Raw genomic sequence first — 15,559 nt, 5'->3', positions numbered from 1 at the left:
GACTTCAATTGATTTGAAGTCCCCTCGGAAGGGGGAAGGACATGTTTTCTTGAATGCCCTCGAGCGGACGCACGGTGCGCGCACCCAGCGCCTTGAGTCGATCGACGATCGATTGCGCCAGTTCTTCCGGCGCCGACGCGCCCGCCGTCAGGCCCACGCGGCGCTTGCCGGCCAGCCATTCGGGCTTCACCTGCTCGGGCGTATCCACCATATAGGCTGGCACGCCGAGCTTCTCGGCCAGTTCGCGCAGGCGATTCGAGTTGGAACTGTTCGGGCTGCCCACCACGATCACCACCTCCACCTGCGGCGCCATGAACTTCACGGCGTCCTGGCGGTTCTGCGTGGCATAGCAGATGTCCTGTTTCTTGGGTTCGTTCACGGCGGGGAAGCGCGCCTTGATGGCGGCCACAATCTCCTGCGTCTCGTCCACCGACAGCGTGGTCTGCGTGACATACGCCAGTCGCGTCGGGTCCTTCACCGCAAGATGCGCCACGTCGTCCACCGATTCGACGAGCAACATGCCGTCGTCGGCCTGGCCCATGGTGCCTTCCACTTCAGGGTGCCCCTTGTGGCCGATCATGATGATCTCGAAGCCCTGCGAGCGCATCTTCGAGACCTCGACGTGCACCTTGGTCACCAGCGGGCAGGTCGCATCGAACACGCGCAGGCCGCGCGCCTCAGCCGCCTCGCGCACCGCGCGGGACACACCATGCGCGCTGAAGATGACCGTGCCGCCCACCGGCACATCGTCGAGCTCCTGCACGAACACCGCCCCCTTGTTACGCAGGTCGCTCACCACAAAGGCGTTGTGCACGATCTCGTGGCGCACGTAGATAGGCGCGCCAAACAGTTGCAGTGCGCGCTCGACGATCTCGATGGCCCGGTCCACGCCGGCACAGAAGCCACGCGGCTGCGCGAGCAGAACCTCAGCGTCGATCTGGGTGACGGGGTCGACCGGGGTGTTCATGGTGGTGCTCATCACAGAATGCCAATCAGCTGGACTTCGAACAGGATGGTCTGCCCAGCCAGCGGGTGGTTGAAATCGAACAGCGCGGAGGTCTCACCGATCTCTTTCAGCACGCCGGCGTACTTGCCACCGCTCGGCGCGTTGAATTCGACAAGATCACCCGGCTGGTAGTCCTCTTCAAACGAGGAATTTTCACGCAGCGTGGCCAGCGACACGCGCTGCAGCAGCTCAGGATTGCGCGGGCCGAACGCATGCTCGGGCGCCAGGCGGAACGTCGTGCGCTCGCCCTCGCGCATACCGAACAGCGCCTGCTCCAGCGTCGGCGCCAATTGACCTTGACCGAGCAGCAGCGTCGCGGGCTTGTCACCAAAGGTGGTGACAACGTCCGTGTCGTTCTCCAGAGCGACGCGGTAGTGCAGCGTCAAATAGGAATCCGCCCCAACTACCTTGCCTGCGCCGCTTGCCGACGCCTGATTCGTCAAATCTTGCACGCTCAACCTGCTTGACCAAAAAGTAACCCGTTATTGTACGTCAGCCCTCCTCTCGGTCGCTGGCGCGGCGCCTGCTCCACACAGGCCGCACGTGGGCATCAACGCCCTCCCCTACAGTATCTATATGGCAATTGTCGACTGGCCCGCCCACGAGCGGCCGCGTGAAAAACTGCTCGCTCACGGTCCCGCTGCGCTGTCTGATGCGGAACTGCTGGCCATCTTCCTGCGCGTCGGCATGCCCGGCAAAAGCGCCGTCGACTTGGCGCGTGAACTGCTGGTGCATTTCGGCTCGCTCGGGCGGCTGTGCCACGCCTCGCAACAGGAGTTCTCGTCGATCAACGGCATGGGGCCGGCCAAATATGCACAATTGCATGCATTGCTGGAAGTTGCCCGGCGTGCACTCAAAGAAGACATCACCCACGGCCAGACTTTCGATTCTCCACAGAGCGTGAAGGATTTCCTGCGACTGTCGCTCGGCCACCGCCCACACGAAGTCTTCGCCTGTCTGTTTCTGGACGTGCGGCACCGGCTGATTGCGTGGGAGGAGCTTTTCCGTGGCACGCTGACCGAGGCACGCGTCTATCCCCGCGAGATCGCCAAGCGCGCCCTGCATCACAATGCGGCAGCCGTCATCCTGGCCCACAACCACCCCACCGGCCACGCCGAGCCCAGCGAATCCGATATCGTCCTGACCCGGGAGCTTTGCCGCGCGCTGGCGCTGCTGGATGTGATTGTTCTGGATCACATGATCGTCGGCCGCACCACGGTCTATGGCTTTCTGGAACACGGCAAGATGTAGCGCAGACGCCGCATCGCGCGTTGCTCAACGGCAATCGACTGATCTCGTTGATTTGCCAGCAGTTTTATGTGTATAATCCGCGTTTCGCTGAAGTCCCACCTCTACAGTGGCGCTGCGCTTGGTTTTGGTCCCAGCGCCCGGTCGCAAACTGTAGCCAACGTATTTAGTTAGGAGTGCTCCATGGCACGCGTCTGTCAAGTGACCGGGAAAGCGCCGATGGTCGGCAATAACGTTTCCCACGCAAACAACAAGACCAAGCGCCGTTTTCTGCCGAACCTGCAGAACCGCCGCTTCTGGGTCGAATCCGAAAACCGCTGGGTGAGCCTGCGCGTCTCGAACGCCGGTCTGCGCCTGATCGATAAAAAAGGCATCGACGAAGTGCTCGTGGATCTGCGCGCACGCGGCGAAGTCTAATTAGGAGTTAAATCATGGCCAGCAAAGGCGGACGCGACAAGATCAAGCTGGAATCGACCGCAGGTACGGGTCATTTCTACACGACCACCAAGAACAAGCGCACCAAGCCGGAAAAGATGGAGATCATGAAGTTTGATCCCGTCGCCCGCAAGCACGTCGCTTACAAGGAAACCAAGATCAAGTAATCCTCTGGATTGCGCATCTTGTTTCCGTCGGCATGACCGACAGCAAAAACCCGCTTCAAGGCGGGTTTTTTGTTGCCTGTCGTTTGGCGCGAGGCGCGGTGTACACTGCTTCTCTTTCCGATTGACACGCGACTGTGCTAGGGCTCGCCCTGGTCTGCAGCCGCGTCTGCCCAGCGTCTCGCGTCTCCCATGAACTTCGATGTTGCCGTCGTCGGCAGCGGCCTGGCGGGCTTGACCGTCGCCCTGCACCTCGCCGATCACCGCCGTGTGGTCGTCATCAGCAAACGCAGCCTCTCGGCGGGCGCCAGTGATTGGGCTCAGGGCGGCATTGCCGCGGTGCTCGACTCGGGCGACAGCCATGACGAGCACGTCGACGACACGCTCATCGCCGGCGCCGGCTTGTGCGATGAAGCGGCCACGCGCTACATCGTCGAGAACGGGCGATCGGCCATCGAGTGGCTGATCGGACACGGTGTGCCCTTCACGCGCGACGAGCAAGCCGAACTCGGCTTCCACCTCACGCGCGAAGGCGGCCACCGCCATCGACGCATCATCCACGCAGCCGATGCCACCGGCCACGCCGTGGTGACAACGCTGGTGGAAAAAGTACGCAATCACCCGAACATCACGCTGCTGGAAGACCACTTCGCGATCGACCTGATTACCGATGCGAAGCTGGGTCAGCCAGGCACCCGTTGCCATGGCCTGTACGTGCTCGACTGCAAGAGCGGCCGGGTCAAGACACTCACTGCCAGCCAGAACGTGATGGCCACTGGCGGTGCAGGCAAGGTCTACCTCTATACGACCAACCCGGACACGGCCAGTGGCGACGGCATTGCCATGGCGTGGCGTGCGGGCTGCCGCGTGGCGAACATGGAGTTCATCCAGTTCCACCCGACCTGCCTGTACCACCCGTTTGCCAAATCCTTCCTGATTACCGAGGCCGTGCGTGGTGAAGGCGGCAAGCTGATCCTGCCGGATGGCACGCGCTTCATGCCCGCGCACGATGAACGCGCCGAGCTGGCCCCACGCGACATCGTTGCCCGCGCCATCGACTTCGAGATGAAGAAGCGTGGTCTGGACTGCGTGTACCTGGACATCAGTCACCAGAGCCCCGAATTCCTCAAGGAGCATTTCCCGACGATCCTGGCACGCTGCCTGGAGTTGGGCATCGATATCACGCGCCAGCCGATTCCGGTGGTGCCTGCAGCGCACTACACATGCGGCGGCGTGGTGACAGATCACATCGGCCGCACCGACATCACTGGCCTGTACGCAGTGGGCGAGACGGCCTACACCGGCCTGCACGGCGCCAACCGGCTGGCAAGCAATTCGCTGCTGGAATGTATGGTGATCGGGCGCGGCGCAGCGGAAGACATCCTCGCCCAGCCGCAGTCAAAGCCGACTGCCATTCAAATACCGGCGTGGGATGAGAGCCGCGTGACGGATGCCGATGAAGAAGTCGTCGTCTCACACAACTGGGACGAGTTGCGCCGCATGATGTGGAACTACGTTGGTATCGTGCGCACGAACAAACGGCTCGAACGCGCGCAGCATCGCATTGCACTGCTGCGCGAAGAGATTGTCGAGTACTACAAGAATTTCCGTGTGAGCCACGATCTGCTGGAGCTGCGCAACCTCGTCGAGGTGGCCTCGCTGATCGTCGATAGCGCGCTGTCACGGCACGAGAGCCGCGGCCTGCATTTCTCGCGCGACTACCCTGAAACGCTGCCCAAGGCTCTGCCGACGGTCGTGCAGCCGACCCATCGGCAGATCGCGCGCAAAAGCTAAGCCGGTTGATCCGACGGCTTATTCGACCGCCTATTCCACGATACGCAGGGAGTAGTCGGTTGCGCGCATGTCCTTCGTGAGCGCGCCGACGGAGATGCGGTCCACGCCTGTCTCGGCAAACGCGCGAATCGTGTCGATGTTCACACCGCCCGATACCTCCAGCAGCGCTCTGCCCGCCGTCACACGCACGGCCTCGCGCATGGCAGGCGTATCGAAGTTGTCGAGCAGTACGGACGTGGCGCCGGCCGCCAGCGCCTCATCCAGCTGCGCAAGCGTTTCCACCTCAACCTGAATCGACACGCCCGCGTTCAGCGCCTGCGCCGCACGCAAGGCCGCCGTCACGCCACCCGCCGCAGCGATATGGTTTTCCTTGATGAGGATGCCGTCGTACAGTGCAAGGCGCTGATTCTCGCCACCACCAATGCGCACGGCGTACTTCTGCGCCAGGCGCAGACCGGGCATCGTCTTGCGTGTGTCGAGCACGCGAGCGCGCGTACCCGCAATGACATCGGCATAGCGCGCCGTTGCCGTGGCCACGCCGGAGAGCAACTGCAAGAAATTCAGCGACGGGCGCTCGGCGGTCAGCAGCGAGCGCGCCGGGCCTTCGATCTCGCACACCACCGAATCTGGCGCAATGCGGTCGCCCTCCTGCTGCCGCCACGTCACGCGCAGCGTCGGGTCCACCGCGTGCATGCAGGCGTCGAACCAAGGCGTGCCGCACAGCACGGCGTCTTCACGCACGATCACGCGTGCGCGTGCATGGCGATCGGCTGGGACAAGCAAGCCCGTACAGTCACCGGTGCCGACGTCCTCGGCAATCGCGGCGGCCACATTGGCAGCCAGCGCTTCACGCAGCGCCGGGCCAAAGCTATCGAAAATCGCCTGCGCGGCGTTCACGCTCATCTGAGTCGCTGTCATGCTGGGCCAATTCCTTGAAAGAGCTGTGCGTTGGCCGCCAGATCGCCTTGCGGCCGGACGGCGGCCTTCTCACGCGCGGAGAAATCAAGCATGCGGTCAATACAGACCACGGCCTGCTTGCCGATCACCGGATCGACGTGGATCTCGTTGCGGCCAGTTTCCAGCACCTCGGCCAGATTGGTAAGCGCGTTCATCGCCATCCATGGGCAATGCGCGCAGCTCTTGCAGGTGGCGCTGTTGCCAGCGGTCGGCGCTTCGATAAAGCGCTTGCCCGGCGCAGCCATGCGCATCTTGTGCAGGATGCCGTTGTCGGTCGCGACGATAAACTCATTGGCCGACAGCGACTGTGCCGCCGCAATCAGCTGCGAGGTCGATCCCACCACGTCCGCCTGTGCCACCACCGAGGCTGGCGATTCGGGGTGCACGAGGATCTTCGCGTTCGGGTGCTCAGCACGCAGCAAATCCAGCTCGACACTCTTGAACTCGTCATGCACCAGGCACGAGCCCTGCCACATCAGCATGTCGGCGCCGGTCTGCTGCTGGATGTAATTTCCAAGATGGCGGTCCGGTGCCCAGAGGATCTTCTTGCCCTGTTCATGCAGGTGCTGCACGATCTTCAGTCCGATGGAGGATGTCACCATCCAGTCCGCACGCGCCTTCACGGCGGCGCTTGTGTTCGCATAGACAACCACCGTGCGATCCGGATGCGCATCGCAGAAAGCGGCGAACTCGTCCGGCGGGCAACCCAGATCCAGCGAGCAAGTCGCATCCAGGTCCGGCATCAGCACGGTCTTTTCCGGGCTGAGGATCTTGGCGGTTTCCCCCATGAAGCGCACACCCGCCACCACCAGCGTCTTGGCCGAATGGTCGCGGCCAAAGCGCGCCATCTCCAGCGAATCCGACACGCAGCCGCCGGTTTCCTCAGCCAAGTCCTGTAGATCGGCATCCACGTAGTAATGCGCGACCAGCACAGCCTCGCGCTCCTTGAGCAGCCGTTTGATACGGGCCTTCAGTTCATCGCGCTCCTCGCGCGACAACACGGGCGGTACCTTGGCCCAGGCGTGGGCGACGCAGCTGGCACCGGACTGCGCCTCGGCAAGCATGTCCGGGCGATCGAATTCAACCGTCTTGATGTGGGTTTCCATGATGGTCTCCCCGTCCGGCAGAGTGTCGCGCAGGTGGCGTGGCAATGAAACGGACGGCGTGTGAGGAGGACGCGTGCCGCGATGCGCTCTCGTAGGCGATTTTTGCGGCCTGTTAAACGTGTGATTTAACGCAGTTTACCCAAAAGAAAAGCCCCGCTGTGGAGCGGGGCTTCACCTATGAAACAGGAAACTCAGGCGTAGCGGCGCAGGCGCAGGGCAAATTCCTGCAGCGCGTGGATGCCGCTTTCCTCGGCACGCTTGCACCAGTCCTGCAGTTGGTGCAGCAGTTGCTCGCGCGTCGCGTTCGAGCGGCCCCACAGGGCGCCCAACTCGCGGCGCATTTCCACAAAGGTGTGCAGCGACGAGTGATCCGAGACGATCTGCGAGAGCTGCTCACGCTGCGGCGCACCCAGCTTGGTTTCGTCGCGATGGAACCACTTGCGGGCCGGTTTCAGCGCACGGTATTCCACGTCGCGCGAATCCTTCAGCTTGGCCAGCTCTTGGCGGTAAGCCGCCTTGACGGTCTTGGCGTAGCGAGCCATCACGTCATAACGGTTGGCGATGATGGCTTCCAGCGTGTTCTGGTCAACCGGCTTTGCATCCACAAAGCGTGCCTTGGGCGCCACTTTCTTGACCTTGGCCAGGCCAACGATCTCCAGCGCGCGGATGTAACCCCAACCGATGTCGAACTCATACCACTTGACCGAGAACTTGGCCGACGTGGCGTACGTGTGGTGGTTGTTATGCAACTCTTCGCCACCAATGATCAGGCCCCACGGCGACACGTTGGTCGAAGCGTCTTCGCAGTCGAAGTTGCGATAGCCCCAGTAGTGGCCCAGGCCATTGATGATGCCGGCAGCATTGATCGGAATCCACAGCATCTGCACTGCCCACACCGTCAGGCCGATCGCACCGAACATCAGCACGTCCAGGATCAGCATCAGGCCAACGCCTTGCCACGTGAACTTGGAATACAGGTTGTGCTCGATCCAGTCGTCCGGCGTGCCGTGGCTGAACTTCTGGATGGTTTCCTGATTCTTGGCTTCAGCGCGATACAGTTCGGCGCCTTCCAGCAGCACCTTGCGGATGCCGCGCGTCTGCGGGCTGTGCGGATCGTCTTCGGTTTCGCACTTGGCGTGGTGCTTGCGGTGGATGGCAGTCCATTCACGCGTGACCATGCCGGTCGTCAGCCACAGCCAGAAGCGGAAGAAGTGCGCGGGAATCGGATGCAGATCCAGCGCGCGGTGCGCCATGCAGCGGTGCAGGAAGATCGTGACAGCGGCGATGGTGATATGCGTCACCACCAGCGTGAAAATCAGGATTTGCCACCAGGCCCAATCCAGGGTGCCGTTGGCAAGGAAATTCAGAAAGGAGTCGATCAAAGTGGTCTCCGTGGTCAACTCGGGGTGATCAAAGCAGCCTAGGTCGAAAGCGACGTTGCTGCCTCTTGAGGCCATCCGCTGTCGCAAGGCTGCGACAGTGGGGTCGTCTTGGCGGGGAATCGGGTGTTGGCACCCGGCTTGCGCGTCACATCGGCGAGCGCCGTGTCGCCGGTCATATGACTTCCGCTCCTGCGCAATGCAAGCTGTTCGCGGCCCTTTGCCGCAAGTGGAAGCCACTGCGACGGTGCCGTCTGATCCTTTACGGGAACATCCGGCATTTTAACCGAATACCCCCTCTAATCCATGAGGGAAAACCGTCAGTTTGACCCAAAACAAAGGGGCATCGTTCCTGACGGCAGTGTGCTAAATCATCAGGCCGGCGCAGACGAGTCGACGGATGGGACGCCCGCATCACCCGAGACACCTTGCTGCAATGCCAGCGGCCCCAGCACGCGCACTTCGCGCTGCGGATACGGAATCTCGATCCCCGCCTCCTTGAAGCGGCGGTAGATGGCGCGGTTCAAGGCAGACTGCACACCCAGCTTGCCGTTGTGCGGGTCATTGATCCACACACCCAACTCGTACTCGATGCCGCTGTCGGCAAACAGCGCCATGAATGCGGCCGGCGCCGGATCGGTCAACACACGCGGGACCCCTTCGGCGCATTGCACGAGCAGCGCGAGCACTGCTTCCGGGTCCGCCGCATATGACGCCTGCACCCGCACTGCCACGCGCACCATACCGCGCTCGTTATGGTTCTGCACCGCCTGCGCAACCATCAACTCGTTCGGCACCAACGTGTCGCCATCACCGTTGCGCACCACGGTGTAGCGCGTGCGGATCTGCGTGACGATGCCCGTATAGGTGCTGACCGTGATCTGGTCACCCAGCTTGAGCGAGCGCTCCAGCAGGATGATGAAGCCCGAGACATAGTTGCTGGCGATCTTCTGCAAGCCGAAGCCCAGGCCCACACCCAGTGCGCCGCCAAACACCGACAGCACTGTCAGGTCGATCCCCACCAGCGACAGGCTCAGCAACAACGACACCAGCAGCAGCACCGCCTTGGCAACGCGCGAGAGCACCACCTTCAGGTTGGCGTCGATGGCCTTGGCGCGCGTGATACGGTTGTCCAGCCACGAGCCGAACCACATTGCGATCAGCACGGTGAGCAGGATCCACACCGCGCCCATCAGCATGGCCGCGAGGCTCACCTTCTGCTTGCCGCCGATCGCGAACCGGATGCCGTCCAGATAATCGATCACGTCACCCAGCACGCCCAGCACGTAAAGCACCATGCCGATCCACATCAATGTGGTCAGCACACGCTGAACCAGCACCAGCATGCCGTGCAGTTCGCCATTGGCCGACAGCACGCGGCGCAGCACGTAGAACGTGAGGTACAGCATCGTCAGGCCGAACAGCGGCACCGCCGCCAGCCGGAACACGCTGATCGGCATGACCCCGACCAGCGCGTAGCGCGCCCCGAGCACCAGCAGCCAGCCAATCAGCGGGAACATCGCCCGCTCCAGGCTCGACCACGCGAAGCGCAACGCGAACGTGTCATTCACGTGGCCCGCGTGCAGGCGCCGCGCGATAGGCCGTGCCATCAGCCAAGCGGCGCCCAGCAGCAGCACGAGCACGCCCAGCTGCCAGATGAAGCGCGGGCCGCCCAGATCAGAGACGATGTCGCCGATCATGTGGCCCAGCGCGATGTGGTTCAGCGGAATTCCATTCATCGAGGACGGCCGTTATTGCGTGCGATAAGGCAACGCATCGCCCACATGCTTCTGCCAGTTGGCGGCGTAGCGCTGCGCCAGGTCGGCATCGCCACGCACGATCAGCACGTTCTCGGCGTTGCCGCGCTGCGCGGTCTGCGTGAAATTGAAGCTGCCGGTCACCAGCACCGGATGCGGCCCGCGTGGGTCGATCACGATGACTTTGTTGTGCGCGTTCTTGTAGCGCACCTCCAGCCACACAGGGATACCGGCGTTGGCGATTTCAGGGACTCGGCTGCCGTTCGAACGCATCATCTGCTCACGGTCGGCCAGCACGCGCACATCCACGCCACGCTGATGCGCGGCCAGCAGCGCCCGCGTGATCGCCTTGTTCGAGAGCAGGTAGGCCTGCACCAGTACCTGCTCGCGGGCCTGGTCAACGGCGTCGGCCAGCAAGCTTTCGATGTCATCGTCCGGCGTGAAGGCCGCCTGCACCGTGCCCTTGGCGGGCTGCACCGGCGGCGTGTTGCGTGCCTGTGCAATGCCGCCCGCGCTGAAGGCCAACACGGTGGCCAACAGCAACCCCAGGCGCAATATCATGCGCGGCGCTCCAGCACGGCCGCGAAGAAGCCGTCGGTCTGATGCACGTGCGGATACAGCTCCAGGTACGGGCCCATCTCCAGCGCGATCTTCTGCGCAGCCAGCACTTCGCCGGCGGGCACGAGCACGAAGTCTTCATGGGCGGCCAGGAACTGCTCGACCACCTGCTGGTTCTCGCGCGCCAGCACGCTGCACGTTGCGTAGACAAGGCGACCGCCCGGTTTGAGCAGCCGCGCCGCCGAGGCGAGGATCGACTGCTGCTTGGTCGACATCTCTTCCACGGCCTGCGCAGATTGGCGCCATTTCAGATCCGGATTGCGGCGCAGCGTGCCCAGTCCGCTGCACGGCGCGTCGACCAGCACGCGGTCGATCTTGCCGGCCAGGCGCTTGATCTTGGCATCGTGCTCGCTGTCGATGCGGCTCGGATGCACGTTCGACAGGCCACTGCGCGCCAAGCGCGGGCCCAGGTTGGACAGGCGTTTTTCCGACACGTCGAAGGCATACAGCCGCCCAGTCGAGCGCATCGCCGCACCAATCGCCAGCGTCTTGCCACCCGCGCCCGCGCAGAAGTCCACCACCATCTCGCCGCGCTTGGGCGCCAGGAGTTGGCACAGCAGCTGGCTGCCCTCGTCCTGCACCTCGACCGTGCCGTTGGTGAAGATGTCGAGCTTGTTCAGCGCTGGCTTGCCCGCCAGGCGGATGCCCACCGGCGACAACGGCGCAGCCGCGCCTTCGATACCGGCCTCGGCCAAGGTGGCAAGCACCGCATCGCGTTCGCCCTTGAGCGTGTTCACGCGCAAGTCCAGCGGCGCCGGTGTCAGCCAGGCCTGCGCCAGTACCTCGGTAAAGTCGGCGCCATGCTGCGCGACCAGCGCGTCGAACAACCAGTCCGGCAGGTTGGCGCGCACGCGTGGCGCCAGGGCAGCGCGATCGCGGAGCTCCCAGCGATCCAGCCATTCGACCTCGACCGGCGTCAGGAACGGGGCGATGGCCTCGCGGCCAGCGGTCTGCAGCAGGCCAAGCACCACCAGGCGGCGACGCGCCGGGCCGGAGCCGCTCTCGGCAAACTGGCCGAATTCGACCTTGCGGCGCAGCACGGCAAACGCCGCCTCGGCAATGATGCCGCGCTCGCGATGGCCCAGTTCGTGGTGCTCACGGAAATACTGGCTAACGACCATGTCGGCCGGTGCCGCAAAGTGCAGCAGGCGTGCAAGCACCTTGTCCAGGTGCTCGAAATGGCTGCCGTGCACACCCGTGCGCGGGCGCGGGGCGCTGCGTTGCTGGGGCTTGCCCTGCGGCGCGCGATACCACCCACCGCCGCCCGCGCCGTGACCTGAACTGGGGCGCTTGTTGCCGCCACCGCTGTTACCACCGCCGTTGCGCGAACGCTGACGATCCTGACTCATGCTGCCTCCTGGGCGCGGGCGCCAATGACAAGTTGCGACGCATCCGGCGAAACCCGGACCACGCCCTGCTCGACGCGCAAGCGTCCTTCCACAAACCAGCGTACGGCACGCGGATAGATCACATGCTCCTGCGTCAGCAATCGCCCGGCGAGCGAATCCGGCGTGTCGCCCTGCCGCACTTCGATGGCGGCCTGCAGCACGATCGGGCCGTGGTCCAGCTCGGCAGTCACGAAATGGACCGTTGCGCCATGCACCTTCACGCCCATGGCCAGTGCCTGCTCATGCGTATGCAAGCCGGGGAAGCACGGCAACAGCGATGGATGGATGTTCAGCATGCGCCCGGCGTAATGGTTGACGAAGCCCGGCGTCAGGATGCGCATGAAGCCCGCCAGCACCACCAGATCGGGCGAGAACCCGTCGATGACCTGCGCCAGGGCGGTGTCGAAGCTGTCGCGGTCGGGAAAGCCCTTGTGGTCGACCACCGCAGTGGCGATGCCGTGCGAGGCGGCAAATTTGAGGCCAGCGGCGTCGGGGCGGTTGGAGATCACGGCGGCAATGCGCCCCGGCCAACCCTCGGTCTGACAGGCACGAACGATGGCTTCCATATTCGAGCCACGTCCGGAAATGAGAATGACGATGTTTTTCATCGCGGCATTTTATCAAGTGCGCCGCACTCCCCCGAGAAAATCCGGTGAGATGCCTCGGACGACGCCCTGGGTGGCGCCCCCATGGCCGTGCCAGGCCCGCTTTTACCGGTAGCGTGGTATTTAGCCGACGGGCTTCAGCAAAATCCCTCTCGTGCCGATAAAAACGGGCGTAGGGACGTTGGCGCGCTGCGCCGCCGTCTGATAATCTCGGCCCCATAATTGTCCGCGCACCCGGGGGTCGGGGTGCTGCCAGCGGTGATCCGTCGCATATCTCGCCAACGATCATCCTGCGCTGCAACATCGTGCGGTCGATAACCGTGACGGCTGATCGGCACCAAGCTTGACGGCCACCGCCCGCGCCGGGTCGGCACGCGTTACAACAACAAGAGGGCACTGCCCTCACCGGGGAATAAGAATGACGAGCTCGCTGCGTAGCCTGCTGGTGGTCGACGACCACCCTCTCGCCTTGTCTGGCACGACCACGTTTCTTGCACAAGCCTTGCCTGAAGTCCAGGTGCACGCGGCCATCGGCCGCCGCCAGGCGCTGGCGCTCGTCGATGACGGTGTCCGGCCGGATGTCGTGCTGCTCGACGTTTGGCTGTCTGACTGCACCGGCTTCGATGCCATGCGCGAGCTGCGCGGCAAGTTGCCCGAGGCACGCTTTGCCTTCATGTCAGCCGAGAACACACCCGAAATCGTCGCCAAGGCACAGGCCCTGGGCGCCATCGGCTTCATCGGCAAGCACGCCGATGCGCATGCGTTCTCCAAGGCAGTGGCCGGCATTTTCGGCGGGGATTCGTCGTTCCCGTCGGAAGATGATCTGGGCGGCGCCAATGGCAAGGGCAGTGCCTCGCACGGCATCCCCATCACGCCGGCCGAACTGGGCCTGACGCCGCGTCAGGGCTCGGTGCTGGCGCTGCTGCTTGAGGGCCTGCCGAACAAGTCCATCGCTCGCCAGCTGGGTCTAACGGAGAACACCGTCAAGGAACACGTCTCGGCGATCCTGCAGCGGCTGGGCGTGCGTACGCGCATCCAGATCATCTCGCGTATGGAGCGCTTCCGCCTGACAGGCGCGGCCTGACGCCTGATCTTCATGGCGCCGCCATCGACGACGGCGCCAATCCAGCCCTTTCCCCTCAGTACGCGATCTGCGGCTCGGCTGCGCGCCCGCGCAGCCAGCGTTTGAGCAGCACGCGCAGCATATTCGGGTCCATCGGCTTGGCCAGCAGCAGGTAGCCAGCTTCCTCAGCGCGCGCAAGGGCGTCGGAGTTGCGATCGCCCGTGAGCAACACCGCATGGGCGTCCGGATGACTGACCTGCCAGCGCTCCAGCAGTTGCAGGCCGTCTTCCTTACCCGGCAAGCGCAGGTCGCAGAAGATGATCTGCGGACGCAGGCCCTTCGCAAGCAGTTGATCGGCGGCAGTGCCATCGGCGGCACTGTGCACCTCCACCCCCCAGGCTTCGAGCAGCGCGTGCCAGGCCTTGCGGATCTGAGGATCGTCATCGACCACCAGCACCACGCCCGAGAAGCGCGGCTGATCGAGCACCGCACGCTTCTGCTCGGCGCGCGGTTGGGCAGCCAGCGGCGCCTTGACTTCAGCCGGCACCGGACGCAGCGCCATCCAGAACATCGAGCCCCGCCCCGGCACCGAGCGCACGCCAAAGGTGCCACGCAGCAAACGCACGCATTCCTTGTAGATCGACAGACCCAGGCCGAGACCCTGGCTCGGGTCACGCTCCGGGTTCTCGACCTGGTAGTACGTCGAGAAGATGTCTTTCTGGTGCTCCGGCGCGATACCGATACCGGTATCCCACACCTCGATCCGCAGGTACTTCTGGCGTACGCGCAGCGCCACCATCACGCCGCCGCGCTCGGTATAGCGCAGGGCGTTCTGCAGCAGGTTGAACAGCGCCCGGCGCAGCAGCACCGGCTCAGCCATGCCAAATACCGGTAGCGGCGGAATGCGCTGCGCAAGCGTCAGCCCCTTGGCGCGCGCATCGGGCATGAACTGCTGGACCACCTCGGTGATGACCTCTCCCAGGTCCACCGGCTCCAGCGTCGGCGAGGTCTTGCGGCTCTCCAGTTTGGACAGGTCCAGAAGCGAGCGGAACAGCAGGTCGATGGTGGCCGCGCCCGAGGCCAACTGCTCCACCAGCGGCGCCAGCGATTCCGACTGGTTGCGCGCCCGCAGCGCTTCCACCAGCAGCACGATCGCGTGCACCGGCTGGCGCAGGTCGTGGCTGGCCGCGGCCAGGAAGCGCGACTTTTCTTCGGACGCCGACAGCGCACGCTGCTTCTCATCCTGATACCGGCGCGCAAGCTGACGGCTTTCGTTCTCGAGCTGAATTTCGCGCACCAGCGTGTTGTGAATGTTCACCGCATGCCGGGCCAGGAACGCCGCGAAGAACAGCAGCACGCCGCGCAGATACAAGCCGTGTCCCGGAAACGCCTGTTCGGCCAGCGCAAAGTGCGGCGCCAAAATGCCCGTCCCGAGAATCAGCAGGTTGGACGGCACCGGCGCCTGCGACAGCACCGCCCCCGCCGCCACGCCGATGATGACGATCATCAGCAGGCTGCTGAACTCCAGCGACGGCGACATCAGGTACAACCCCGCCGAGCAGCCCCAGGCCACCCCGCCCACGCCCGACATGACGTGCATGCCCGTCCACCATTTACGGGTGTGCGCGGCCAACGTCATGCGCGTCAGGTCGTAGCGATAGCCGAAATAGAAGCGCAGGCCCGAGGCGGTCAGGCACAGCATGATCAGGCACCAGCCCAGCAGGGCCGGACGGATCGAGGCATCTGTCCAGAACGCCGCCACGGTCAAGGCGGGCAGTACGACAGAAGCCGCGATCCCCATGGGTGCGCCGCGATGCACGGCAGCAAGCAGCTTGGCACGAGCGTCCAGTTCAAGCGGCGCGCGGCTGGCAAGCCCAAACTTGGTAAAGAAGATGCGCAACGGGGCGTTCAAAGGAATGCGGGGAAGAAACCGGATACCGGATTGTGCCGCAAGGTTACAACGGGCGGGCACACCGTTCGGATGATTGTGCAACACCCCTGCCCCCGTTCGGCCCCGCGCCCGACGGCGCTGGGGCAAT

General features: G+C 64.0%; 15 protein-coding genes. 5 read left to right on the top strand and 10 right to left on the bottom strand.

Translation table 11 applies throughout. The annotated features are described in order from the left end of the window. Window positions 1–4: 4 nt before the first annotated feature. Window positions 5–979 (bottom strand): 4-hydroxy-3-methylbut-2-enyl diphosphate reductase, encoded by a 975-nt coding sequence (gene ispH / locus R2N11_RS05820; protein ID WP_316680469.1) that lies wholly within the window; start codon window positions 977–979, stop codon window positions 5–7. Beyond that, window positions 979–1,458 (bottom strand): FKBP-type peptidyl-prolyl cis-trans isomerase, encoded by a 480-nt coding sequence (locus R2N11_RS05815; protein WP_064804675.1) that lies wholly within the window; start codon window positions 1,456–1,458, stop codon window positions 979–981. Before R2N11_RS05815 ends, ispH begins: the two co-directional genes overlap by 1 nt. Window positions 1,459–1,582: 124 nt before the next feature. On the opposite strand from R2N11_RS05815, the gene radC reads away from it, so the two are divergent. From radC to nadB, 4 genes are all read left to right on the top strand, one after another. Continuing rightward, a complete protein-coding gene (gene radC / locus R2N11_RS05810; RefSeq protein ID WP_199029494.1) occupies window positions 1,583–2,257 on the top strand; it encodes a RadC family protein in 675 nt (224 codons plus the stop codon). 180 nt (window positions 2,258–2,437) lie between these two features. Continuing rightward, the gene (gene rpmB, locus R2N11_RS05805; protein WP_004631999.1) at window positions 2,438–2,671 is read left to right on the top strand and encodes a 50S ribosomal protein L28; all 234 of its coding nucleotides are present in this window, start codon (window positions 2,438–2,440) and stop codon (window positions 2,669–2,671) included. Between the two features lie 14 nt (window positions 2,672–2,685). Further along, window positions 2,686–2,856, top strand: coding sequence for a 50S ribosomal protein L33 (gene rpmG / locus R2N11_RS05800; protein ID WP_003262397.1), 171 nt, complete (start codon window positions 2,686–2,688; stop codon window positions 2,854–2,856). A gap of 189 nt (window positions 2,857–3,045) precedes the next feature. After that, window positions 3,046–4,647 carry an L-aspartate oxidase gene (nadB, locus tag R2N11_RS05795; protein ID WP_316680467.1) on the top strand — a complete coding sequence of 534 codons (1,602 nt, stop codon included), beginning with the start codon at window positions 3,046–3,048 and terminating at the stop codon, window positions 4,645–4,647. Window positions 4,648–4,677: 30 nt separating this feature from the next. Here nadB and nadC read toward each other — a convergent pair whose 3' ends face one another. From nadC to purN, 7 genes are all read right to left on the bottom strand, one after another. After that, window positions 4,678–5,565: a carboxylating nicotinate-nucleotide diphosphorylase gene (gene nadC / locus R2N11_RS05790; RefSeq protein WP_316680466.1), complete on the bottom strand. Its 888-nt coding sequence runs from the start codon at window positions 5,563–5,565 to the stop codon at window positions 4,678–4,680. Next, window positions 5,562–6,710 (bottom strand): quinolinate synthase NadA, encoded by a 1,149-nt coding sequence (gene nadA / locus R2N11_RS05785; protein WP_199033150.1) that lies wholly within the window; start codon window positions 6,708–6,710, stop codon window positions 5,562–5,564. Before nadA ends, nadC begins: the two co-directional genes overlap by 4 nt. A 191-nt stretch (window positions 6,711–6,901) precedes the next feature. Further along, the gene (locus tag R2N11_RS05780) at window positions 6,902–8,092 is read right to left on the bottom strand and encodes a DesA family fatty acid desaturase (protein ID WP_199033149.1); all 1,191 of its coding nucleotides are present in this window, start codon (window positions 8,090–8,092) and stop codon (window positions 6,902–6,904) included. 371 nt (window positions 8,093–8,463) lie between these two features. After that, window positions 8,464–9,828 (bottom strand): mechanosensitive ion channel family protein, encoded by a 1,365-nt coding sequence (locus tag R2N11_RS05775; RefSeq protein WP_199033148.1) that lies wholly within the window; start codon window positions 9,826–9,828, stop codon window positions 8,464–8,466. Between the two features lie 12 nt (window positions 9,829–9,840). Then, the gene (locus tag R2N11_RS05770; RefSeq protein ID WP_316680465.1) at window positions 9,841–10,407 is read right to left on the bottom strand and encodes a phospholipase D family nuclease; all 567 of its coding nucleotides are present in this window, start codon (window positions 10,405–10,407) and stop codon (window positions 9,841–9,843) included. Next, window positions 10,404–11,813 (bottom strand): RsmB/NOP family class I SAM-dependent RNA methyltransferase, encoded by a 1,410-nt coding sequence (locus tag R2N11_RS05765; RefSeq protein ID WP_199029017.1) that lies wholly within the window; start codon window positions 11,811–11,813, stop codon window positions 10,404–10,406. Before R2N11_RS05765 ends, R2N11_RS05770 begins: the two co-directional genes overlap by 4 nt. Continuing rightward, window positions 11,810–12,460: a phosphoribosylglycinamide formyltransferase gene (gene purN, locus R2N11_RS05760; protein WP_199029018.1), complete on the bottom strand. Its 651-nt coding sequence runs from the start codon at window positions 12,458–12,460 to the stop codon at window positions 11,810–11,812. Before purN ends, R2N11_RS05765 begins: the two co-directional genes overlap by 4 nt. A 415-nt stretch (window positions 12,461–12,875) precedes the next feature. Between purN and R2N11_RS05755 the strand changes: the two genes are divergently transcribed. Then, complete coding sequence (locus R2N11_RS05755) at window positions 12,876–13,541, top strand: response regulator transcription factor (RefSeq protein ID WP_199029019.1); 666 nt, start codon at window positions 12,876–12,878, stop codon at window positions 13,539–13,541. Window positions 13,542–13,596: 55 nt separating this feature from the next. Here the strand turns inward: R2N11_RS05755 and R2N11_RS05750 are convergent, their stop codons facing one another. Then, window positions 13,597–15,432 (bottom strand): ATP-binding response regulator, encoded by a 1,836-nt coding sequence (locus R2N11_RS05750; protein ID WP_316680461.1) that lies wholly within the window; start codon window positions 15,430–15,432, stop codon window positions 13,597–13,599. Window positions 15,433–15,559: the final 127 nt, after the last annotated feature.

The sequence above is a fragment of the Ralstonia flaminis genome (assembly GCF_958415495.1).
Classification (GTDB): domain Bacteria; phylum Pseudomonadota; class Gammaproteobacteria; order Burkholderiales; family Burkholderiaceae; genus Ralstonia; species Ralstonia flaminis.
The sequence above is the reverse complement of the archived record's forward strand: the minus strand, read 5'-3'. Positions and strand labels throughout refer to the sequence as shown.